This is a genomic window from Microbacterium sp. Mcb102 (genome assembly GCF_024519805.1).
Lineage (GTDB): Bacteria > Actinomycetota > Actinomycetes > Actinomycetales > Microbacteriaceae > Microbacterium.
Genome location: NZ_JALJRG010000001.1, coordinates 603,101 through 624,646, shown reverse-complemented (window position 1 = coordinate 624,646; position 21,546 = coordinate 603,101). Strand labels below are relative to the sequence as shown.

The following is a 21,546-nucleotide window of genomic DNA, read 5'->3' as shown; positions in this document are numbered from 1 at the left end:
GGGCACCGACACCGATGGGGTCTACGCGCCGACAGGCACCGCCGACACCGTGGTGTCGATCGTGAACTGCCCGAGCACCCGGGTGCCGACGTAGAGCACGGCGGTCTGCCCAGGCGCGACCCCGTCGAGCGGGACCTCCGGCGTCACCCGGACCCCGTCGTCCGAGACCACGGCACGTGCGGCGACCGGCTCGGAGTGCGCGCGGATCTGCACGTGACACTCGAACGAGGACTCCGTCGGCGCGGCCCCGGCCCAGCTGAACCGCTCCCCTGCGATCTCCGCGATCGCGAGAGCCTCCTTGGGTCCGACCACGACGGTGTTCGACACCGGTCGGACTTCGAGCACGAAGCGAGGCTTGCCGTCCGCCGCGGGCACACCGAGCTTGAGGCCGCGGCGCTGTCCCACCGTGAAGGCATGCGCCCCCTCGTGCGAGCCGACGACCTCCCCGCTGCGATCCACGATCTCGCCCGTGGCGGTTCCGACCTTCTCAGCGAGCCATCCTCGGGTGTCCCCGTCGGGGATGAAGCAGATGTCGTGGCTGTCCGGCTTCTGGGCGACGGTCAGGCCGCGTGCGGCCGCCTCGGCACGAACGATCGCCTTCGAGGGGGTCGTTCCGAGCGGGAAGTACGTGTGTGCGAGCTGCTCAGCGTTCAGCACACCCAGGACGTACGACTGGTCCTTGGCGTTGTCCGACGCCCGGTGCAGCTCCAGTCCGTCGGCACCGTCGACGAGCGTGGCATAGTGCCCGGTGCACACGGCGTCGAAGCCGAGCTCGATCGCGCGCTCCAGGAGGGCCGCGAACTTGATCTTTTCGTTGCAGCGCATGCAGGGGTTGGGCGTTCGTCCTGCCTGGTACTCGGAGATGAAGTCCTCGATGACATCGTCGCGGAAACGCTCGGAGAAGTCCCACACGTAGAACGGGATGCCGAGCAGGTCGGCGGCGCGGCGGGCATCGAGCGCATCCTCGATTGTGCAGCACCCGCGACTACCCGTGCGGAGCGTTCCACCGGCTCTGGAGAGCGCCAGGTGCACACCGACCACGTCGTGCCCCGCCTCCACGGCTCTTGCTGCCGCGACGGCGGAGTCGACGCCGCCGCTCATCGCCGCAAGGATCCGCATGGGAACAGTCTACGAGCGTGCGCCTGTGCCGGCGCCGGAAGCTCGCGCATAGGCGTCGCCGATCGCGGCGAGCACCGCTTCGACATCGGCGTCCGTCGACGTCCGACCCAGCGAGAATCGCAGCACGCTGCGCGCATCCCGCTCGCTCCGCCCCATCGCCATCACGACGTGCGACGGCTCGGCGACGCCTGCCTGGCACGCCGATCCGGTCGACGCCGCCACCCCGGCGACGTCGAGGAGGAACAACAGGCTCTCCCCCACCGCACCGGGGAACAGCACCTGCGCGTTGCCCGGCAGCCGGTCCGTCGGATCGCCCAGGAGCTCGGCTGCCGGCACGGCGGAACGTAGGCCCGAGACGAGACGGTCGCGCAGCACACGCAATCGCGCGGCCTCCTCCGTCCGCTCGGACTCGGCGAGCTCGAGTGCAGTGGCGAACGCCGCAGCCCCGGCGACGTCCTGGGTTCCGGCCCGGAGGCCTCGTTGCTGCGCGCCGCCGCGGAGGACGGCCGTCATTCGAGCGGTGCGCGCTGTGACGAGCACCCCGACGCCGACGGGAGCCGCGATCTTGTGCCCGGCGAGACTCATGGCCACGAGCCCCACTCCTCCGGCGGGATCTCCACGCAGATCCCGGAACGACAGCGGTACATGTCCGAGCGCGGCGACGGCGTCGAGGTGGAGCGCCACACCCGCCGTCGCGGCGGCGGCGGCAAGCGCCGCCGCGTCGTTGATCGTGCCCGCCTCATTGTTCGCGACGAGCGCGGTGGCGAGAGCGGCGCCCGGAAGCCGGAGAGCGAACTGTTCCGGATCGATCCGTGCCTGGGCGGTCACCGGCACCCGGCGCAGCTCGGCGCCGTCTTCCACGAGCGCAGCCACGGTGTCCATCGTGGCGTGGTGCTCGGCTTCGGGCATCACGATCGCCGCCGTGCCTTCGGGGCGGGCCCTCCACAGCCCCTGCAACGCCAGATTGATCGACTCGGTGCCACCCGAGGTGAACACGATCTCGATCGGGTCGGCATCGAGCACCGCGGCGACCCGCTCGCGGTATTCCTCGAGCAGTCGGCGGGCATCCTGGCCGGCGCCGTGCGTGGAGGAGGCGTTGCCGACGGTCTCCGTGGCAGCAAGCCAGGCGTCACGCGCTTCGGGGCGCAGAGGCGTGGTCGCCGCATGATCGAGATAGTGCCGCATCCTTCGATTCTCTCGCGAAACCCGCCCTGCCGGGTCTCCGTCCGTGGAACCCGGTACGCCCTGACATGAGACTGCAACACATCGCGCCTAGTGTGTACTCATGCCCGCGTCCCGAGACCTGACCGTGCCCGGCGGCACCACCCTCGACAACCTCGGCGTCCGTCTGCACGACGGCGTCGGCACCCTGCGCGTCTGGTCGCAGAACGCCTCGTCCATCGAGCTGGTCGTGTTCGACTCCACCGACCTGGACTGGGCGACCGACGAGGTTCCGCTCGAACGGCTGGCAGGAGGCGTCTGGGAGATCACCACGGAGCTCCTTCAGCCCGGAGTCCGCTACGCCGTCCGCGTCGGCGGGCCCCACGGCCCGGGAAACACCTTCAACCCGGAGACGCTGTTGCTGGACCCGTATGCACGGGGCCTGGCCCAGGGCGACGGCTACGAGGAGTGGCGTTCGGTCGTCATCGTCGACGGCTTCGACTGGGGCGATTCCCAGAAGCCTCGTATCCCGCTCGACCGCACGGTGATCTACGAGGGGCATCTCAAGGGACTCACCAAGCGTCACCCCGATGTGCCGCCCGCCCTGCACGGCACCTATGCGGGCCTCGCCCATCCCGCGATGATCGAGTACTTCCACTCGCTGGGCATCACCTCCATCGAGCTCCTCCCCGTGCACGCCTTCGTGCCGGAGCCGCGCCTGCTCGAACGCGGACTCACCAACTACTGGGGCTACAACACCCTGAATTTCTTCACCCCGCACACCGCCTACGCGACCGAGGACGCGCGCAAAGAAGGACCGGAGGCCGTCCTCGCCGAGTTCAAGGGGATGGTGCGGCTGCTGCACGAGGCCGGCCTCGAAGTGATCCTCGACGTCGTCTACAACCACACCTCCGAAGAGGGCATCGGCGGTCCCCGCTCGAGCCTGCGCGGCATCGACAACGCCAACTACTACCGCCAGGACGAGTCCGGCGTCTACGTCGACACCACCGGGTGCGGCAACACGCTGAACACGGCGACCGATGCCGGGGCCAGACTCGTCCTCGACTCCCTCCGCTATTGGGCTCAGGAAATGCAGATCGACGGCTTCCGCTTCGACCTCGCCACCGCGATCGCCCGCGACGGGGCACACACCTACACGCCGGAGCATCCGCTCCTGCAGGCCATCGCGGATGACCCGATGCTCGCCGACACCAAGCTCATCGCCGAGCCGTGGGACGTCGGTCTCGGCGGGTGGCAGACGGGGAACTTCCCGTCGGGATGGCACGAGTGGAACGACCGCTATCGCGACCGCGTACGCAACTTCTGGCTCAGCGACATCGACTATGCACGACGTGCGTCCGCCCCGGTGGGCGTCGGTGGGTTCGCGACCCGACTCGCCGGATCCTCCAACACGTTCAGCGAAGACCGGGGGCCGCTCGCCAGCGTGAACTTCGTCACGGCACACGACGGCTTCACCCTGCACGATCTCGTCTCGTACGACGTCAAGCACAATGAAGCGAACGGTGAGCAGAACCGCGACGGTGCCGACATGAACCGCGCCTTCAACCACGGTGTCGAGGGGCCCACGGATGACCCGACGATCCTCGCCGCGCGGCGCAAAGCGATGCGCAACCTTCTCGGGACGCTGCTCCTCTCGGCCGGCATCCCGATGCTCACGGCGGGCGACGAGGTCGGACGCACCCAGCGCGGCAACAACAACGCCTATGCTCAGGACTCCGCTCTCACCTGGCTCGCCTGGGATTTCGAGCCCTGGCAGGAGGACCTCCGCGCCCATGTCTCACGCCTGATCCGGTTGCGGCAGGAGAACCCGGCATTGCGCCCCGGCCGCTACGCGCGACTCGGCGAGCACATCCCGAATGCCTCGGTCATGGACTGGTTCGACCAGAACGGCGAGACGATGGAGCAGGGCCAGTGGGCCGACCCCGGCAACCGGACCCTCCAGTACGTCGCCGCCTCCACCCCCGATACCGAGGCCTACAACCGCATCCTGCTCATCGTGCACGGGACGGAGTCACCCATCGACGTGCGCCTCCCCGACGAGATCGAGGGCGCGACCCGCTTCGTGTCGCTGTGGTCGAGCGCTCAGGAGCGGCCTTCCGACGAGCAGGAGATCTTCGCGCCCGGCGATGTGCTTCCCGTCTCCGGTACATCGATGAGGCTGTTCCGCGTCGAATGAACCCGGCTCCCGACGCACCACGCGGCGCGCTACCCGCGACCACGACGGCGCGGTACATTCGGGATGTGGCTGCACGTGCTGGTACTCGGTCCTCGGCTCTTCGGAGCCCCGCTCAGATCCCGACGCGCGCCTTCGGCGACGCGGATGTCCCGGGCTCGCTTCGCTCCACTCGCATCCCGCTGCTCGATCCGACACCCGCAGTGCCCGGCGGCTTCGCGCCGAAGGCCTTCGTGGGCGAGGTCGTCCCGTTCACCGTGGTCTCGTTCCGCGAGGGGCACGACATCATCGGTGTGCAGGTGCGCCTCACGTCGCCCTCGGGCGAGGAGAGCCTGCACCGGCTGACCGCCCGGAGCGACGGCACGGACCGGTGGGCGGCGGAGATCGCGCTCGACGAGCAGGGTGCATGGCGCTATCGGTTCGAAGCGTTCTCCGACGACTTCGCAACCTGGGCCCACGCCGCGGAGCTGAAGGTCGCAGCCGGTGTCGACGTGCCGGTGATGGCCGCGCTCGGCGCAGAGCTGCTCGCGCGGGCCGCCGCTGAGAAGGACCGCCCCGCCGCCCAGCGGAAACGTCTGCTCGCGGACGCCGAGTCGCTGCGGACCGGGGATGGCGAAACGGCACTCGCGCTCTCCACCGATTCCGGACTGGCTGATGTCTTCCTGGCCCGCCCTCTGACGACCCTGCGTTCCGCCACCGAGCGACAGACGCTCAACGTGGACCGTGCCGCGGCGGGCGTCGGTGCGTGGTACGAGTTCTTCCCGCGATCGGAGGGCGCGAAGCGGCTCAAGGACGGGACCGTGAAGAGCGGGACGTTCCGCACGGCAGCCAAACGCTTGCCGGAGGTCGCCGCGATGGGTTTCGACGTGGTCTATCTGGTTCCGATCCATCCGATCGGAACCACCAACCGCAAGGGGCGCAACAACACCCTCACAGCGGAGCCGGGTGATCCCGGATCCCCATATGCGATCGGCTCCGCCGAGGGCGGTCACGACGCGATCCACCCGGACCTGGGATCGCCGGCCGACTTCCGCGCCTTCGTTCGCGCGGCGCACGGAGTCGGCCTCGAAGTCGCACTCGACCTCGCACTCCAGGCCGCCCCGGACCACCCCTGGGTGCGCGAGCACCCCGAGTGGTTCACGACCCTCCCCGACGGCAGCATCGCGTACGCCGAGAACCCGCCGAAGAAGTACCAGGACATCTACCCGCTCAACTTCGACAACGACCCCGATGGCATCGCGGCCGAGATGTTGCGGATCGTGAAGCACTGGGTGGCCCAGGGGGTGAAGATCTTCCGGGTCGACAACCCCCACACCAAGCCGCTGCAGTTTTGGGAGTGGCTGATCCGCGAGATCGGCGCCGTCGATCCGGACGTGATCTTCCTCGCGGAGGCCTTCACCCGCCCCGCCGTCATGCGTGCCCTGGCCGCCGTCGGTTTCCAGCAGAGCTACAGCTACTTCACGTGGCGGAATACCAAGAGCGAACTGGAGGAATTCCTCACCTCTGTGTCGCAGGAGACTTCCGACTACATGCGGCCCAACCTCTTCGTGAACACCCATGACATCCTGACCGAGTACCTGCAGTTCGGCGGTCGCGCGGCGTACCGTATCCGTGCCTGCATCGCCGCCACCGCAGGGCCCGTTTACGGGGTGTACGCCGGCTACGAGCTCTTCGAGAACGTGGCGAGGCCCGGGTCGGAAGAGAACATCGACAACGAGAAGTACGAGTTCAAGTTCCGCGACTGGTCGGGCGCAGAGGCCCGCGGCGAATCGCTCGCTCCTCTGCTCCGGCGCCTCAACGAGATCCGCGCAGCTCACCCCGCACTCGGCCAGCTCAGGAACTTCCGGGCGCACTGGAGCGACGACGATGCCGTCCTCGTGTACAGCAAGCACCTGCCGGCGCCGTTCACCGGTACCGGACGTCCCGATACCGTCATCGTGGTGGCGAACGTCGACCCGCACTCCGTGCGCGAGACGACCGTGCACCTCGACAGCACGCAATGGGGCATCCCGCTCGGCGATCCGTTCGAGGTCGAAGACCTGCTCACCGGCGCCGTCTGGACGTGGAACGATCACAACTATGTGCGGCTCGACGCCTTCGCCGAGCCGGTGCACATCCTGAAGGTGAGGGAGCGAGCATGAGCTACACAGAAGATGTCGCCGCATCCACCGAGTGGGAGGCCGTCTCCTCGGCCACGCACCACGATCCGCACGCCATCCTCGGCGCGCACCCCCACAAAGACGCCGCAGACCGCACGGTCACCGTGATCCGCGTCCGACGCCCGCTGGCCGCCGGCGTGTCCGCGGTGTTCGGCGACGGCAGCCGGCTCGAGCTCGCCCACGTGGCGCATGGCATCTGGGAGGCGCAGCACGTCGGTCCCCCGCTCCCATACCGGCTCGCCACGCGGTACGCGGATCACGAGGAGACGCTCTCCGGGGATCCGTATCGACACCGTCCGACTCTCGGAGACCTCGACCTCCATCTGATCGCCGAGGGACGGCACGAACGCCTCTGGGAGGCGCTGGGTGCCCACCCCCGGACGCTGGACGGCGAGCAGGGCGTCGCGTTCGCCGTCTGGGCGCCCAACGCCTCGGCAGTGCGCGTCGTCGGCGATCACAACGACTGGATCGGCGATGCGCACGCGATGCGCTCGATGGGCGTGAGCGGAGTCTGGGAGCTCTTCATCCCCGATCTCCCCGTTTGCACGCGGTACAAGTATCAGATCCGCACCCGCGACGGAGCCTGGATACTGAAAGCCGACCCGATGGCGCTCGCGGCCGAGGTACCGCCGAACACAGCATCCGTCGTGACCGCGTCGTCCTACGAGTGGGCGGACGGCGCGTGGATGACCCGGCGTGCCGCGACCCACGCCGTCGCGCAGCCGCTGTCGGTCTACGAGATCCACGTCGGCTCCTGGCGTGAGGGCCTCGGGTACCGGGACATCGCCGAGCCGCTGATCCAGCACGTGACGGATACCGGATTCACGCACGTCGAGTTCATGCCGTTGGCGGAGCACCCCTTCGGGGGCTCCTGGGGCTACCAGGTCAGCGGCTATTACGCGCCCACGAGCCGTTTCGGCACCCCGGACGACCTGAGATACCTGATCGATCGGCTGCACCAGGCCGGCATCGGCGTGATCATGGACTGGGTTCCCGGGCACTTCCCGAAAGACGCCTTCGCCCTCGCGCGCTTCGACGGCCAGCCCCTGTACGAACACCCCGATCCTCGCCGCGGCGAGCACCAGGACTGGGGCACGCTCATCTTCGACTACGGCCGACCGGAGGTGCGCGGCTTCCTCGTAGCCAACGCGCTGTACTGGTTCAGGGAGTTCCACGTCGACGGGCTGCGGGTCGATGCCGTCGCCTCGATGCTCTACCTCGACTACTCCCGCGAAGCCGGCGAATGGGAACCGAACATCCACGGTGGCCGGGAGAATCTCGAGGCGATCCGGTTCCTGCAGGAGGTGAACGCCACGGCCTACCGACTGCACCCGGGGATCATGATGATCGCCGAGGAGTCGACCAGCTTCCCGGGCGTCACCGCACCCACCGACCACGCCGGCCTGGGGTTCGGGTTCAAATGGAACATGGGCTGGATGAACGACTCTCTCCAGTACATCTCGCGCGACCCCATGTACCGCGCGCATCACGAAGGCGAGATGACCTTCTCCTTCGTGTATGCATTCGGTGAGAACTACCTGCTGCCGATCAGCCACGACGAAGTCGTGCACGGAAAGGGCAGCCTGATGGCGAAGATGCCCGGCGACCACTGGCACAAGCTCGCGAACGTCCGCGCGTACCTCGCCTACATGTGGGGGCATCCCGGGAAGAAGCTCCTGTTCATGGGCCAGGAGTTCGGTCAGCTCGCCGAGTGGTCCGAAGGGCGTGAGCTGGATTGGTGGCTCCTCGACCAGCCGTCGCACGCGCAGCTGCAGGGCTTCGTCGGCGCGATGAACCGTGCGTACAGATCCCAGTCCCCGCTGTGGGCACGGGACAACGACGGATCATCGTTCCAGCGCCTCGGCGCACCCAGCTGGGACCCGACCGTGATCGCCTTCGAGCGGCGGGATGCCCACGGCGGACGTCTCGTCGTCGTGAGCAACTTCGCCGGGGTGGAGCGCGCGGGATATCGACTCGCACTCCCGCAGGACGGCGTCTGGCAGGAGGTTCTCAACACCGACGCCGCCGATTACGGCGGACGAGGGTCCGGAAACCTGGGCATGGTCTTCGCCACCGGTGAGGACGGAAGCGCCCCCACGGCGACGATGACCCTTCCTGCGCTGTCGACGCTGTGGCTGCGGCACCAGTCGGACCCACACGTGCCTACCGTGAGCCACGGATGACGGGGGGCGCGCGCCGGATCCTCCGACGGCTAGAACAACAGCGAAGAAAGCCGGTTCCTGGCGGCTACCACTCGCGGGTCGCCCGTCCCGATGAGGCCGAACAGCTCGATCAGCCGCTCCCGCACCGGGGTGCGCTGATCGGACGGCAGCTGGGCGAACAGGTCGAGCAGTCGCGAGAAAGCGTCGTCGACGTGACCGCCGGCCAGATCGAGGTCTGCCACGTCGAACTGCGCCTGGACGTCGAGCGGTCCCTCGGCAGCCGCCGCACGCGCTGCCTGCAGGTCGAGCCCCTGCACGCGGTCGAGCAGACGCACCTGGCCGAGACCAGCGATCGCCTCCTCATCACGAGGGTTCTCGGCGAGGGCCCTCTCGTAGGCGCGGATCGCGGCGGTGTAGTCGCCTGCCTCGATCGCGGCGAACGCCTCGGCGTGCAGCGGGGGAAGCTCCGGCTCCTCCGGCGTCGACGGCGCCTCGGCATCGGCGTCGACCGCAAGCGATCCGGTGACACCGTTCTGCGCTGCCACCTGCAGCAGCTGCGCGAAGACATCGCGCACCTGCTGCTCCGGCACCGCTCCGGTGAACATCGGCACGGGCTGACCGGCGATCAACGCGACGACCATCGGGATCGACTGCGCGCGGAAGCTCTGCGCGAGCTGCGGGTTCGCATCGACGTCGACCTTGGCGAGCAGCACGCGGCCGCCGAGTTCACGCGTCACCTTCTCGATGATCGGACTCAGCTGTTTGCACGGCCCGCACCACTCGGCCCACAGATCCACGACGACGGGAACCGTGCGCGAGAGTTCGAGGATCTGCCCGAATGTCTCATCGGTCGCATCGACGACGACATCGACCACGCCGGGGGCTGGAGCCCCCTCGGGCGGAGCCGCCGGTCGGTTGCGGAGGGTCGACAGGTCCACCGCGCCACGCAGCGCGGTCGGAGAGATTTCACTCACTTGATCACCTTCACGGAAAGGAGGTCCTGGTGGACTGCCAGGAGCCTGATCTGCTCCGTCGATCCCTGAGCGGGGACCGAGAAGAACAGCTGGAACTCGTACGTCGTCTCGACGCCCTTCGCGGATTCCGTCGCGCCCGTCAGGGCCTTGGCCTCTGCGTTGTCGCCGAACCGGATCACCACGTCGGAAGACGTCGGCGTCACCGTCTCGGTATCGGTCAGAGAAACCGCGACGATCGCACCACTGTCGAGCGTGGTCATCGAGATGGGCTCATCCGTCGTCGGCGCCATGTCGAATGCCGCCTTGGACGTCTTGGCGGCCCCCTTGTCGGCGAGCCCCTTGACCACGGCCTGCCGGCTGTCGGTGATCGACGTCGCGAGATTCAACGCGAGGTCATCGAACAGGCCGTAGAACTCGCTCTTCTCCCCCGAGTCGACGACGTCGGCGAACGCCGGGGCGAGTTCCGCGGGCGGGAGCGTGAGGAACGCGGAGTCCGACGGGACGAGCGACGTGCCGAGCCAGCTGGCCGCGACATCGGGGAAAACCGCATCCGCGGACATCTCGGCCATATTGCTGACCTTGTAGTTCGACCACGGGTCTGACTGCGTCATCATGAGCACAACGGGCGGCTCGGTGTCGTCGCCCTTGCTCTTCGCGAGCATGAGCACGGTGCGCGGCCACACATCGGTCGCCTCCGGAAGCACGACCTCGACATCATCCGTCGGGATCGCCGCAGGAACAGCCATGTCCGTGAGCTTGGTCCGCAGCGCGTACTCGGTCGTGCGGGCGGCGAGAGCCGGTCCGTCCAGACGCGTGGCGGCCAGGTCGAGATCGAGTGCGGCGTCTGCCTCCACCACCGTGTCGGATACCGACTTCAGGATGCGCTTGGCCTGCGCCTCGGTCACGGCGGGGGGCTTCTGATTCTCCGGCGCGATGACGGTCGGGCTGGGCGAGGGTGACGCAGAAGCATCGCCGAACTGCGGCCAGGAATCGGCGGAACACCCGGCAGCGAGAAGGGCAGTGAGCCCGAGGGCCGGGATCGCCAGCAGCCGGCGACGACGAGCGGGGCTCTTCGCGCGCATCGACGTCTTCGAGTCGTTCTCCTTGGGGTCCACGATCTCCCCATCTTCGATCTCGGTGTCCGGGGTATCTGCGGAGGGCGCCGGGTCGGCGGAGGCCGGTGTATCCGTTGAACCTTCGATCGCTGCGCGCTCTTCCGGGGGAAGCACCGCGACGTCGATCGGCTCGGTCACAGGAAGGGGGCCGGGGCCCTTGCGGCGCGGACCCCGTCCACGACGCTGGTGGCGGATTCCGAGGACGTACAGAACGAGTCCGATCAGCAGGACGATGCCGCCGGCGATCATGAGGGGCCCTGCCAGGGGGGTCGAGGTGTCGAGCGGCCAGGAGACGACGATGTCGTCGGGAGCATCCTCCGTGCCGTCGTACGCGACCAGCATGCTCGTTCCCTCGGGGAGTTGCATGTTGTCGGCGACGAGCGTGTTCTCCTTCTCGAAGGAGTCGAGCCACAGGTCGGAGCCACGGGGATCACGGCCAGTGTCGGCTTCGCCCTCTTCGCCCTCTTCGCCACCGGCCGACGCGTCCGGCGACACGTGCTCGACGGCGAAGCTGCCGTCGTCGTCCACCGTGACATGGTTGTAGTCGGAGTCTGCGAGCCAGGCTTCCATGTCGGCTGTCCTGCCGTAGCTGCCGAAGATGTCACCCTGACCGCGCACGATCAAGGTCTGCACTCCGGGGTTCGTCCGGAGCACGTCCCCGTCCAGCAGGACGAACGGTGCAGGCTCATCGATCTTGACTTGCGTCTGCTGCGAGTCGGGGCCCACGAAGGTGCGCTGGGCGATCCCCGCCCCGATCAGCACGGCGGCAAGCACGAAGGCCACCACGGCCCATACGAAACGCACGAATAGTCTCCTCACGCATCACCGGCACCTGCCCGCGACGCAACACTCGACATTTCAGACTAGCGAAATCAGCTGTGTGTTGCCCACGTACACATGCAGTGCCGGCTGGACCGGCACGTCGCGCGCCACGTGGCTCGGCGTCTGGATACCCTTGCTGCAGTCGTTTCGAGGAGTCGTCGCATGAAGATCCACAATCCATTCCGCACCGCCCTCGTGGCGACGCTCGGCGTGGGACTGGGGATCCTCCTGATCAACAGCGTGGAGACACTTTCGAGCGTCCTGCTCTACGTCGGCACAGCGCTCTTCCTCAGCCTGGGCCTCGATCCGCTCGTCTCCTTCCTGGAACGTCGTAGGCTCCCCCGCTGGCTCGCCGTGCTGGTGACGATCCTCGCGGTCCTCGCGATCTTCAGCGGGATCGTGCTGATCATCCTCCCCGTACTCGTGGATCAGATCTCCCAGCTGATCGCGCAGATCACGGCCATCGTTTCGCGAGGGAACATGATCCCCGATCTCAAGGAGTGGATGCAGGACACCTTCCCGAATCTGCAGGTCGATGTCGTCTTCACGTACGTCACCGACTGGCTGACGACGAACCTCGCCGAGATCGGCGGATCCATCGGTCAGGGCGTCCTCGTCGCCAGCGGCGCCGTCGTCAGCGGACTGTTCGGCGCGTTCATCATCCTCATCCTGACGATCTACCTCACCGCCTCGACGCCATCGCTCAAGCGCGCCGTGTACCAGCTCGCCCCGTCGTCGAAGCGCGACCGCTTCATCGACCTGTCGGAGCAGATCACCGACTCCGTGGGGTACTACGTCATGGGGCAGGTGACACAGGGCGTGATCAACGGCGTCCTCAGCGCGATCTACCTCTCGATCATCGATGCGCCGTTCCCGGCGGTCCTCGCGATCATCGCCTTCTTCTTCTCACTGATCCCGCTCGTCGGGACCCTGACCGGCTCCACGATCATCGTCCTCGTGTGCCTCATCCCGGGTCTCGGGTCTCCAGGGATCGCGATCGCCGCGGCGATCTACTACCTCGTCTACATGCAGATCGAGGCGTACGTGATCTCTCCGCGCATCATGAGCCGCGCGGTCGCCGTCCCCGGAGCAGTCGTCGTCGTGGCGGCGCTCGCGGGCGGTAGCCTGCTCGGCCTGCTGGGGGCACTCATCGCGATCCCCGTCGCTGCGAGCATCCTGATCATCTACCGGCAGGTTCTCATCCCGCGGATGAACGAACTCTGAGGCACCGGAGCCTCGGGCTCGATCAGTCCGTCGGCGGCCACTGAGTGGCCAGGGGAAGAGCCGACGGGTTCACTGCCGCCACGATCTCCGTGAGCACGCGCCGCGTCTGGGTCTCGCCGACCCACAGGTGCTTACCGCCCTCGACCGCGATCAACTGGGCATGCGGAATCGAGGCGAAGCGTTCGCGAGCCTCATCCGGGCGCAGGTAGTCGTCCAGCTCCGGCACCAACACGACGAGCGGGACTTCGCTGTCGGCCCAGGCCGCGACCTCCGATTCCGTGGCGCGATGCAACGGCGGAGACAAGAGGATCACGCCGGCGATGTCGTGGTCGCGCCCGTACTTGAGCGCCAGTTCGGTGCCGAAAGACCACCCGAGGAGCCATGGACGCGGAAGCGCCCGTGCGTGGACGAAGTCCATTGCCGCCGCCACATCGAACTGCTCCGCCGCGCCCCCGTCGAACGCACCGTCGCTCGTGCCGCGCAGCGACGTGGTCCCCCGCGTGTTGAACCTCAGGACTGCCAGGTCAGCCAGCGCAGGAAGCCTCGCTGCGGCTTTGCGGATGATGTGGGAGTCCATGAATCCGCCCGCTGTCGGCAGGGGATGAAGCGTCACGAGCGTCGCCACGGGCGGAGCATCCTGCGGGATGGCCAGTTCGCCGACCAGTGTGAGACCGTCCGCGGTGGTCAACTCGACATCCTCGCGCTGCGCGGGGAGCTCTAGCGGCCCTCGAATCTCCATGTTCACGCCATCCTCCAACAGTGTGTATGCCAATGCCGACGCGCGGCGAGATCTGCCGCATCGCCTAAGACGCCGTCGGCACGCCAGGCGACCAGGTGCGCGGTTCCCGCGACGATCGGCCGCGCACACCCCGGGCAGACGTATTCCTTCTGCGCCTGAGCGGATGACACCGGCTGCACGATCCACTCGCTGCCCCGGCGGGTCTCCGAGCGCTTCCATCCGGCGAGCATCCGATCGAAGGAGTCGTCCGGTTCAGGGCGCGCAGGAGGGCGCCGGCGTGAGCGAGGCATCGCTCCTGTTCACCACCAGTGGTTGTTGGTCCAGAAGCTGTACGCCCCGGCCCAGCTGCCGTACCGCCCCGTGGCGTAGCCGGTGGCCCAACGCAGGTTGTCCACGGGATCGTAGCCGTTGCCGGGAACCTTGCTGCACGGAAGCGCCTGGACCAGCCCGCACGCGCCCGAAGACGAGTTCGTGGCGTTCGGGTTCCAACCGCTCTCGCGAGACACGATGTAGTCGACGTACTGCCAATCGCTCTGCGCGATGCCGGCGGCGGCCATCCAGTCGGCGGGCGCTCCACCTCCCGAGTAAGGAGGCAGGGTGCCACCGGAGGACCCGCCCTGCGAACCTGTTGCGGCAGTCGCTGCCGGCTTGGGCTTGGGCTTCGGTTTCGGCTTCACGTACACCTCGAACGTGCCGCGTTCGACCGGCGTGATCGCTGCACCGCTGACCGTGACCGTGAGATTCTGCGTGTCGGCGAGAGCGAGCGAATAGGCCGAGTCCGGAGCATCGGACTGCACGGGCTCCGCCAACGCGACGCCGGTCGGTGCCACGAGTGCTCCCGCGAATCCGACCACAGCGAGAGCGCTGAACACGCTCACGACACCACGACGGCGAGACCATCGGCGAGTGCCCGTGCGCGCGGATCTGACCGTCGCTGCGGGCACCAGCGAAAGGTCGCGTCGTTCGGGGTTCATGTCGTTTCGGGAGTTCACGATGAAGGACAGTCTACGCAAAGGCGCCTGAGTCGACCATCAGGAACTCAGCGAACGGCGAGAATCACGTCGATCGTGGCGTCGAGGAGTGCGTCGACCTGCTCTTCACGGTAGCCGCCACGCTGCATGCGAAACGCGGCAGAACGCAGCTGCTCGGCGGAGAGCGGGTCTCCGTCGCGGAGGTAGCGGACGATCCTGGTCGAGACATGATCGACCTCGTCGACGCGATAGCCGAACGTGAGGACACCGGTGCGGGCGAAGCGTCGGCGGCGAGGCCGGGCCAGGTGATCCAAGATCGTCTGCGCGTCTGCTCTCGCCTGTTCGACCCAGACCTCGGCGCCCTGCGCTCGCACCACACGCTCCCGCTCGCGCGCGGCGAAAGCGTCTTCCACGCGACCGAGAGCCGCATCGACGTCGGCCACCACGTAGCCGCCCTTGACGAGCGGAAAGGATGCCGCGCGCACATCGTCGGCGCCCAGGTCGTCGGTACCGGCCTCGAACGCTCGTCGCGCAGACGCGAGAAAGGTGTCGACAGCGGCACGGTGGTATCCACGCTCGCGCCCGGACGTCAGCGCGAACGCCGTCGAGGCATCGGCAGCTCGCTCGGCGACCTGGTCTTCGTTCATCACAGCACCACCCAGGGAGAGAGGAGGAAGTAGAGGCAGAGCGCCGGGATCGTCGAGGGCAGGATGCTGTCGAGCCGATCAAGAAGACCGCCGTGCCCGGGAAGCCAAGAACTCATGTCCTTGATGCCGAGATCGCGCTTGAGCATGGATTCCCCGAGATCGCCCAGCGTCGCCGACAGCAGGATCGACGCGCCGAAGATCAGGCCCGCCCACCAGGGCAGTTCGAGAAGGAAGATGGCGAGCAGCACGCCGGCAACCAGGGAAGCGAGGACAGCGCCGCCGAATCCCTCCCAGGTCTTCTTGGGGCTGATCTTCGGGGCCATCGGGTGACGTCCGAAAGCGAGACCCGCCGCGTACGCCCCCGTGTCGGCGGCGACCGCGACGGCGATGAAGCTGAGCACCCACCACTGGCCACCCTCCTGTTCGAGGAGGATGAGAGCGACGCCGGCGAGGAACGGGACGTAGACCTGGACGAAACCGCCGATGACCGTATCCGCGAGGACGTCACCGTAGGTACGGCCGTCTTTCACCATCATCTGGGCGATGAGTCGCCACACGATCACGAACGCGACCGCCACGAAGAGCATGACCCAGGACAGCCACGGTTCTGCGAAGTACGCGGAGAGCACCAGGAAGGCGCCCGCGACCAGCTGGGGAACGACATCGACCCGGCGGCCGGAGGCCCGCAGAGCCCGAGAGAGTTCGTACACCCCCAGCAGTGCCGCGGCCAGAGCGAACGGCACGAACAGCGCTTTGACGAAGAGCAGCGATCCGAGCAGCGCCGCACCGAACGCGAGACCGATCAGAATCGCCAGAACGAGGTCCCGCCCCGTGCGCTGTTTTATCCGTTCATTCGCCTGATCGATCTGATCGCGTGCATGGGAGACATGGTTCTCGAGTTCGTCCCGCGCGGCCCGCCACTGCTCCCGGATCGCATTGTGGTCGGCTGTGTCGAGCGGCCCGGCCACGACGGGCGCCGCACCGGCGGATGACGCCGGCAGCGGTGGACGAGGCGGAATGGTCTCCGCATCGAACGTCGGGAAGGCGGCGTCCGCGAGCGGGACGCCGTCGAGCGGCGTGCCATCACGCGCGTCTCTACGCGTCGGCGGCATGCCCTCCTCGGCGTCTCGCGTTTCGTCAGACATCCGGACTACACCTCGAGGAGTTCGGCCTCTTTGCGCTTCAGCGCGTCGTCGATGAGGTCGACGTGCTGGCGCGTCAGGCCGTCCAGCTCCTTCTCGCCCCGAGCGATCTCATCCTCACCGAGCTCGCTCTTGAGCGCGTCGAGCTCGTCCTTCGCCTTGCGACGGATGCCACGGACATGGACCTTCGCGTCTTCAGCCTTGGTCTTGACGAGCTTGACGTACTCCTTGCGACGCTCAGCCGTGAGCTCGGGCATCGTCACGCGCACGAGGTTGCCGTCGTTCGTGGGGTTGACTCCGAGGTTCGGCATGTCGCGGATCGCCTGCTCGATCGCCTTCAGCGCCGACTTGTCGTACGGCGTGATGATGAGCGTTCGGGCTTCCTGGTTCGCCAGCGATGCGAGCTGGGCGATCGGGGTCGGCGTGCCGTAGTAGTCCACGAGGACCTTCTGGAACATCTGCGGGTTCGCACGACCGGTGCGCACCGTGGAGAAGTCCTCCTTGGCAGCTTCGACCGCCCGGTTCATACGAGTGGTGGTTTCAGCGAGGACGTCCGCGATCACGGTGGCTCCTATCGTCGGGGTGTTCTGCAAATTCTATCGGGCGAAGTCGTCTCCGCCGTGTCACACGCTCAGGCGGTGACGAGGGTTCCGATCGGCTCGCCGAGCAACGCGCGGGTCACGTTGCCTGCGGGCTCCATGCCGAACACGCGCATGTCCATGCTGTTGTCCATACACAGGCTGAAGGCGGTCGAGTCGACGACCTTGAGGCCACGCTGCAGCGCATCACGATACGTGACGCGCTCGATGCGCTCCGCGTCGGCGTGCTTGTTCGGGTCGGCGGTGTAGATCGCGTCGACGCCGTTCTTGGCGACGAGGACCTCGTCCGCGCCGATCTCGAGCGCGCGCTGCGCTGCGACGGTGTCGGTGGAGAAGTACGGGAGGCCTGCGCCGGCACCGAAGATGACGACGCGGCCTTTCTCGAGGTGACGCTCGGCGCGGCGCGGGATGTACGGCTCGGCGACCTGAGTCATCGAGATGGCCGACTGCACGCGGGTGGCGGCTCCGGCCTGCTCGAGGAAGTCCTGGAGGGCGAGGGCGTTCATGACCGTGCCCAGCATGCCCATGTAGTCGGCGCGCCCCCTGTCCATGCCGCGCTGGCTGAGCTCGGCACCGCGGAAGAAGTTGCCTCCACCGACGACGATCGCCACCTCGACCCGATCGACGGCCGCGGCGATGTCGCGGGCGATCTGCGAGACCACATCGGGGCTGACACCCAGCTGCCCCGCTCCGAAAGCCTCGCCGGAGAGCTTGAGAAGGACGCGTCGGCGTCCGGTGCGTTCATTCATGGGTGGGTGTCCTCTCGTCCCGATTCAAGATAGTGCCTCGTGGGCATGAAGAAGGGGTTCGGATCATGCGATCCGAACCCCTTCGACCTTGCTACGCGCCGACCTTGAAGCGCGCGAAGTCCGTCACGGTGATACCGGCGTCCTTCGCCACCTGGGCGACAGAGAGCTTGTTGTCCTTGGCGTAGTCCTGCTCGAGCAGGGCGACCTGCTTGATGAACGCAGACACGCGGCCTTCGACGATCTTCGGGAGAGCCGCTTCCGGCTTGCCCTCGTTGCGAGAGATCTCGGTGACGATCTCGCGCTCCTTCTCGACCGCGTCCGCCGGCACGTCCTCGCGGGACAGGTACGACGGGTTCGCGAAGGAGATGTGCTGGGCGATGCTGCGCGCGGTCTCGGCATCCTCACCCGAGTAGGCGACGACGACACCGATCTGCGGGGGCAGGTCCTTGCTCGTGCGGTGGAGGTAGACCTCGACCTTGTCGCCCGAGATCGTGCGCACGCGGCGCAGTTCGACCTTCTCGCCGATGATCGCGGCCTCTTCGGAGATGACCTGCTCGACGCTCTTGTCGCCGGCGGAGGCGGCGAGGGCGGCGTCGACCGAGTCGGCCTTGACCGCTGCTGCGGCGTCGGCGACCTTGTCGGCCAGCGCGATGAAGCGCTCGTTCTTCGCGACGAAGTCGGTCTCGCAGGCGAGCTCGATGAGCGTCACAGCGCCATCCTGCTCGCGAGCGACGATCAGTCCCTCGCTGGTCGAACGGTCAGCGCGCTTCGCGTTGCCCTTCGCACCCTTGAGACGCAGGATCTCGGTGGCCTTCGCGACGTCTCCGTCAGCCTCCTCGAGCGCCTTCTTGGTGTCGACCATTCCGGTGCCGAGCTGCTCACGCAGCGCCTTGAGGTCAGCGATGGTGAAGTTGGCCATGTGTGGTGGCTCCTTGCTTCGTTAGGTGTGTGTGAACGAGGGGATTACTTGGCGTCGGCAGCCTCGGCGGCGGCGACCTCAGCGGTCTCCTCACCGGAAGCGGCGGCGATCGCCTCGTCATGTGCCTCCGCACCGGCCTCGTCGGCAGCGGTCTCGTCAGCAGCAGGCGTCTCGACGACGGCGGCCTCATCGTCGGAGGTCACGACCTCGGCGGCGTCAGCGGACTCCTGCACCTCCTGGGCGGGAGTCTCGAGGAGCTCCTTCTCCCAGTCGGCGAGCGGCTCGGCGTCACCCGTCTCCGGGTTGTGCTTCTGCTGCAGGCCCTCGGCCGCGGCGTCGGCGATGATGCGCGTCAGCAGCGAGACGGAGCGGATCGCATCGTCGTTGCCGGGGATCGGGTACTGGAAGTCGTCCGGGTCGGCGTTGGTGTCGAGGATGCCGATCACCGGGATGCCGAGCTTCTTGGCCTCATCGATCGCGAGGTGCTCGCGCTTGGCGTCGACGACCCAGATGGCCGACGGCGTCTTGGTGAGGTTGCGGATACCGCCGAGCGACTTGTGCAGCTTGTCGAGCTCACGCTTCTTGAGCAGGAGCTCCTTCTTCGTGAAGCCGCTGTTGGCCGGGGTCTCGTAGTCGAGCTCCTCGAGCTCCTTCATACGTGCGAGACGCTTGGAGATCGTCTGGAAGTTGGTGAGGAGTCCACCGAGCCACCGCTGGTTCACGAAGGGCTGGCCGACACGCGTCGCCTGCTCGGCGAGGATCTCCTGCGCCTGCTTCTTGGTGCCGACGAAGAGGATCGTGCCACCGTGGGCGACGGTCTCCTTGACGAAGTCGTAGGCCTTGTCGATGTAGCCGAGCGACTGCTGGAGGTCGATGATGTGGATGCCGCTGCGCTCGGTGAGGATGAAGCGCTTGACCTTCGGGTTCCACCGACGGGTCTGGTGTCCGAAGTGCACGCCGCTGTCGAGCAGCTGGCGGATGGTGACCACAGCCATGGTCGTCTCCTGGTTCTGGCGCGTTCCTGCGCCGTTGAGGTTGCAAGCCGATCGGATGATCGGACTTCCTGGTGCCCGGCCCACGCCCGCCTGTTCGAGGAACAGGACCTGTGGGAGTGGATGCCGCGATCTGAATCGCTTTGGGCACGCGTAGTCACCCCGATATCGAGGTGCTCCCCCAGCATACAGGACGCAGCGACGTCACTCACCCTGCACCGACAAGGCCCCGCCGGAGTCATCCACGCGCTCCATCGAACGGGCCGAGTTGTCCATCTGACCGCTCCGAGGAGCCGTCACACTCCCCTCATGCGCATTCTGCTCCGAACGACGTCCGGCACGGCCATCGCCGTGCTCGTTGCGCTCGCCCTGTGCGCACCCGATACCTCGGCGGCCTCGGGCGGCACAGCAGACCTACCGCGCTGGCGCTGGCCGCTCGCCGGGAATCGAGAGGTCGTCGAGCCGTTTCGCGCTCCGGCGCACGAGTACGGCGCCGGTCATCGTGGAGTCGACATGGACGCCTCGATCGACGCGGTGGTCACGGCCCCCGCAGATGGCACTGTGGCTTTCCGCGGGACCGTCGTGGACCGGCCGCTCCTGACCATCGAGCACGACGGCGGCCTCGTCAGCACCTTCGAACCACTCCGGACGACGCTCGACCCTGGGGACGCGGTGTCGGGCGGGCAGGAGATCGGATTCGTCGACGTTGGCGGTCATACCCCGGCGGGTGCGCTGCACCTCGGCATACGACGAGACGGCACGTACATCAATCCGATGCTGCTCTTCGGCGACCCCCCTCGGGCCATCCTGCTCCCCTGCTGCGACCCGCTGTGATCCCGCCCCACCATGGCTCCCGCAGCCAAGCGGCTCAAGCAGGTCGCTCCCGACGTCACGCCCGAGGATGTGCCAGCCGGTAGGTCGCGGTCAGACGTTCGGCCGAGACGTGCGTGTATATCTGGGTCGTGCCGAGGCTGGCGTGGCCGAGTATTTCCTGGACGGCCCGCAGGTCTGCGCCACCGTCGAGAAGGTGCGTGGCCGCCGTGTGTCGGAGAGCGTGCGGGCCGATGGTCTCCGCGCCGACGATCGGTGCCAGCACCCTGGCGACGAGTTCGTATACCGCTCGAGGGCCGATCCGGGCACCACGGCTACCCAGCATCACCGCCGGTGAGAAGTTACGCGCCCTCGCCACCAGGACGGGCCGGCCACGATGGAGGTACGCCTCGAGCGCAGCCCTCGCCGGAGCGCCGTACGGCACCACCCGCTCTTTGGCTCCCTTCCCGAGCACGCGGGCCGTTCCTCTGTCGAGGTCGAGGTCATCGACATCCAGCCCGCACAGTTCGGCGACACGGATGCCGGAACCGTAGAGCAGCTCGAGGATGGCGTGATCCCGCAAAGCGATCGGATCCCCCGTCTCGGCCGCATCGCGATGCGCATCGAGCAGGCCCGACATGGCTTCGCGGGATGCCACCGTGGGCAGTGTGCGTCCCTTCTTCGGCGCGATCAGCCGCAGGCTCGGGTCGTGGGATACGAGCTCCTGCTCATGCGCCCAGCTGAAGAATGACCGGGCCGCCGCAGCTCGCCGTGCAAGCGTGGATCTCGCATCGCCGCGCTGGGTGGCACGCCAGAGCCAATTTCTGAGCACCTCGAGGTCGACTTCCTCGAGCGTGACACCGACTGCCGACGTCTGGAGGTCTCGAAGGTCCGACCGGTACGCCTTCACGGTCGCCGGCGAGAGTCGACGCACCCGCTCCAGGTGACCGACGAACGCCTCAGTGGCGACCGCGAGATCCATGGGTTCAGCTTGCCGCCGCGCGCCGCGTCGTCTCTTCAGCCTCGCCGATGTCTCTGCGGATGCCTC

General features: G+C 67.5%; 19 protein-coding genes. 5 read left to right on the top strand and 14 right to left on the bottom strand.

Annotated features, from left to right (window positions below; all coding sequences use genetic code 11):
* Window positions 1–21 precede the first annotated feature (21 nt).
* Window positions 22–1,119: a tRNA 2-thiouridine(34) synthase MnmA gene (gene mnmA, locus OC372_RS02990; RefSeq protein ID WP_105709877.1), complete on the bottom strand. Its 1,098-nt coding sequence runs from the start codon at window positions 1,117–1,119 to the stop codon at window positions 22–24.
* Between the two features lie 9 nt (window positions 1,120–1,128).
* Window positions 1,129–2,304: a cysteine desulfurase family protein gene (locus OC372_RS02985; protein ID WP_262000890.1), complete on the bottom strand. Its 1,176-nt coding sequence runs from the start codon at window positions 2,302–2,304 to the stop codon at window positions 1,129–1,131.
* A 100-nt stretch (window positions 2,305–2,404) separates the two neighbouring features.
* Here OC372_RS02985 and glgX point away from each other — a divergent pair, with 100 nt between their 5' ends.
* The 3 genes from glgX to glgB all read left to right on the top strand — a co-directional run bounded on the left by glgX (window position 2,405) and on the right by glgB (window position 8,816).
* Window positions 2,405–4,477, top strand: coding sequence for a glycogen debranching protein GlgX (gene glgX / locus OC372_RS02980; RefSeq protein WP_262000889.1), 2,073 nt, complete (start codon window positions 2,405–2,407; stop codon window positions 4,475–4,477).
* A gap of 65 nt (window positions 4,478–4,542) precedes the next feature.
* Window positions 4,543–6,615 (top strand): alpha-1,4-glucan--maltose-1-phosphate maltosyltransferase, encoded by a 2,073-nt coding sequence (locus OC372_RS02975; RefSeq protein WP_262000888.1) that lies wholly within the window; start codon window positions 4,543–4,545, stop codon window positions 6,613–6,615.
* Window positions 6,612–8,816 carry a 1,4-alpha-glucan branching protein GlgB gene (gene glgB / locus OC372_RS02970; RefSeq protein WP_262000887.1) on the top strand — a complete coding sequence of 735 codons (2,205 nt, stop codon included), beginning with the start codon at window positions 6,612–6,614 and terminating at the stop codon, window positions 8,814–8,816. The genes OC372_RS02975 and glgB overlap by 4 nt, the downstream gene beginning before the upstream one ends.
* 29 nt (window positions 8,817–8,845) lie before the next feature.
* Here the strand turns inward: glgB and OC372_RS02965 are convergent, their stop codons facing one another.
* Both OC372_RS02965 and OC372_RS02960 read right to left on the bottom strand, forming a co-directional pair.
* On the bottom strand, window positions 8,846–9,769 hold the full coding sequence (locus OC372_RS02965) for a tetratricopeptide repeat protein (RefSeq protein WP_262000886.1): 924 nt from the start codon (window positions 9,767–9,769) through the stop codon (window positions 8,846–8,848).
* On the bottom strand, window positions 9,766–11,688 hold the full coding sequence (locus tag OC372_RS02960) for a glycosyl transferase (RefSeq protein WP_262000885.1): 1,923 nt from the start codon (window positions 11,686–11,688) through the stop codon (window positions 9,766–9,768). Before OC372_RS02960 ends, OC372_RS02965 begins: the two co-directional genes overlap by 4 nt.
* A 180-nt stretch (window positions 11,689–11,868) precedes the next feature.
* Between OC372_RS02960 and OC372_RS02955 the strand changes: the two genes are divergently transcribed.
* Entirely contained in the window at window positions 11,869–12,930 is a 1,062-nt protein-coding gene (locus tag OC372_RS02955; protein ID WP_029263475.1) for an AI-2E family transporter, read from the top strand.
* 22 nt (window positions 12,931–12,952) lie between these two features.
* On the opposite strand, the gene OC372_RS02950 is transcribed toward OC372_RS02955, so the two are convergent.
* From OC372_RS02950 to rpsB, 9 genes are all read right to left on the bottom strand, one after another.
* Window positions 12,953–13,669, bottom strand: a complete 717-nt coding sequence (locus OC372_RS02950; RefSeq protein WP_262000884.1) for an alpha/beta hydrolase — start codon at window positions 13,667–13,669, stop codon at window positions 12,953–12,955.
* A 2-nt stretch (window positions 13,670–13,671) separates the two neighbouring features.
* On the bottom strand, window positions 13,672–13,959 hold the full coding sequence (locus OC372_RS02945) for a hypothetical protein (protein WP_262000883.1): 288 nt from the start codon (window positions 13,957–13,959) through the stop codon (window positions 13,672–13,674).
* A 9-nt stretch (window positions 13,960–13,968) separates the two neighbouring features.
* Window positions 13,969–14,661, bottom strand: a complete 693-nt coding sequence (locus tag OC372_RS02940; protein ID WP_231481753.1) for a transglycosylase SLT domain-containing protein — start codon at window positions 14,659–14,661, stop codon at window positions 13,969–13,971.
* Between the two features lie 47 nt (window positions 14,662–14,708).
* Window positions 14,709–15,287, bottom strand: a complete 579-nt coding sequence (locus OC372_RS02935; protein WP_262000882.1) for a DivIVA domain-containing protein — start codon at window positions 15,285–15,287, stop codon at window positions 14,709–14,711.
* Window positions 15,287–16,432, bottom strand: coding sequence for a phosphatidate cytidylyltransferase (locus tag OC372_RS02930; protein WP_262000881.1), 1,146 nt, complete (start codon window positions 16,430–16,432; stop codon window positions 15,287–15,289). Before OC372_RS02930 ends, OC372_RS02935 begins: the two co-directional genes overlap by 1 nt.
* Window positions 16,433–16,437: 5 nt before the next feature.
* A complete protein-coding gene (gene frr, locus OC372_RS02925) occupies window positions 16,438–16,992 on the bottom strand; it encodes a ribosome recycling factor (protein ID WP_029263480.1) in 555 nt (184 codons plus the stop codon).
* 68 nt (window positions 16,993–17,060) lie between these two features.
* Window positions 17,061–17,777: a UMP kinase gene (pyrH, locus tag OC372_RS02920; protein WP_105709869.1), complete on the bottom strand. Its 717-nt coding sequence runs from the start codon at window positions 17,775–17,777 to the stop codon at window positions 17,061–17,063.
* Window positions 17,778–17,868: 91 nt separating this feature from the next.
* Window positions 17,869–18,696: a translation elongation factor Ts gene (tsf, locus tag OC372_RS02915; RefSeq protein ID WP_262000880.1), complete on the bottom strand. Its 828-nt coding sequence runs from the start codon at window positions 18,694–18,696 to the stop codon at window positions 17,869–17,871.
* 44 nt (window positions 18,697–18,740) lie between these two features.
* Window positions 18,741–19,691 (bottom strand): 30S ribosomal protein S2, encoded by a 951-nt coding sequence (gene rpsB / locus OC372_RS02910; protein ID WP_029263483.1) that lies wholly within the window; start codon window positions 19,689–19,691, stop codon window positions 18,741–18,743.
* 306 nt (window positions 19,692–19,997) lie between these two features.
* Here rpsB and OC372_RS02905 point away from each other — a divergent pair, with 306 nt between their 5' ends.
* Entirely contained in the window at window positions 19,998–20,522 is a 525-nt protein-coding gene (locus OC372_RS02905; RefSeq protein WP_262000879.1) for a murein hydrolase activator EnvC family protein, read from the top strand.
* Between the two features lie 55 nt (window positions 20,523–20,577).
* Here OC372_RS02905 and OC372_RS02900 read toward each other — a convergent pair whose 3' ends face one another.
* Window positions 20,578–21,480 carry a tyrosine recombinase XerC gene (locus OC372_RS02900; protein WP_262000878.1) on the bottom strand — a complete coding sequence of 301 codons (903 nt, stop codon included), beginning with the start codon at window positions 21,478–21,480 and terminating at the stop codon, window positions 20,578–20,580.
* Between the last annotated feature and the right edge of the window lie 66 nt (window positions 21,481–21,546).

What these genes read in the sequence shown, in the direction of transcription:
- glgB (WP_262000887.1), top strand. Translation starts at nt 6,612, where the DNA reads ATGAGCTACACAGAAGATGTCGCCGCATCCACCGAGTGGGAGGCCGTC.
- OC372_RS02985 (WP_262000890.1), bottom strand. Translation starts at nt 2,304, where the DNA reads ATGCGGCACTATCTCGATCATGCGGCGACCACGCCTCTGCGCCCCGAA.
- OC372_RS02955 (WP_029263475.1), top strand. Translation starts at nt 11,869, where the DNA reads ATGAAGATCCACAATCCATTCCGCACCGCCCTCGTGGCGACGCTCGGC.
- OC372_RS02945 (WP_262000883.1), bottom strand. Translation starts at nt 13,959, where the DNA reads ATGCCTCGCTCACGCCGGCGCCCTCCTGCGCGCCCTGAACCGGACGAC.
- pyrH (WP_105709869.1), bottom strand. Translation starts at nt 17,777, where the DNA reads ATGAATGAACGCACCGGACGCCGACGCGTCCTTCTCAAGCTCTCCGGC.
- OC372_RS02900 (WP_262000878.1), bottom strand. Translation starts at nt 21,480, where the DNA reads ATGGATCTCGCGGTCGCCACTGAGGCGTTCGTCGGTCACCTGGAGCGG.
- tsf (WP_262000880.1), bottom strand. Translation starts at nt 18,696, where the DNA reads ATGGCCAACTTCACCATCGCTGACCTCAAGGCGCTGCGTGAGCAGCTC.
- OC372_RS02905 (WP_262000879.1), top strand. Translation starts at nt 19,998, where the DNA reads ATGCGCATTCTGCTCCGAACGACGTCCGGCACGGCCATCGCCGTGCTC.
- mnmA (WP_105709877.1), bottom strand. Translation starts at nt 1,119, where the DNA reads ATGCGGATCCTTGCGGCGATGAGCGGCGGCGTCGACTCCGCCGTCGCG.
- glgX (WP_262000889.1), top strand. Translation starts at nt 2,405, where the DNA reads ATGCCCGCGTCCCGAGACCTGACCGTGCCCGGCGGCACCACCCTCGAC.
- OC372_RS02930 (WP_262000881.1), bottom strand. Translation starts at nt 16,432, where the DNA reads ATGTCTGACGAAACGCGAGACGCCGAGGAGGGCATGCCGCCGACGCGT.
- OC372_RS02950 (WP_262000884.1), bottom strand. Translation starts at nt 13,669, where the DNA reads ATGGAGATTCGAGGGCCGCTAGAGCTCCCCGCGCAGCGCGAGGATGTC.
- OC372_RS02935 (WP_262000882.1), bottom strand. Translation starts at nt 15,287, where the DNA reads ATGAACGAAGACCAGGTCGCCGAGCGAGCTGCCGATGCCTCGACGGCG.
- rpsB (WP_029263483.1), bottom strand. Translation starts at nt 19,691, where the DNA reads ATGGCTGTGGTCACCATCCGCCAGCTGCTCGACAGCGGCGTGCACTTC.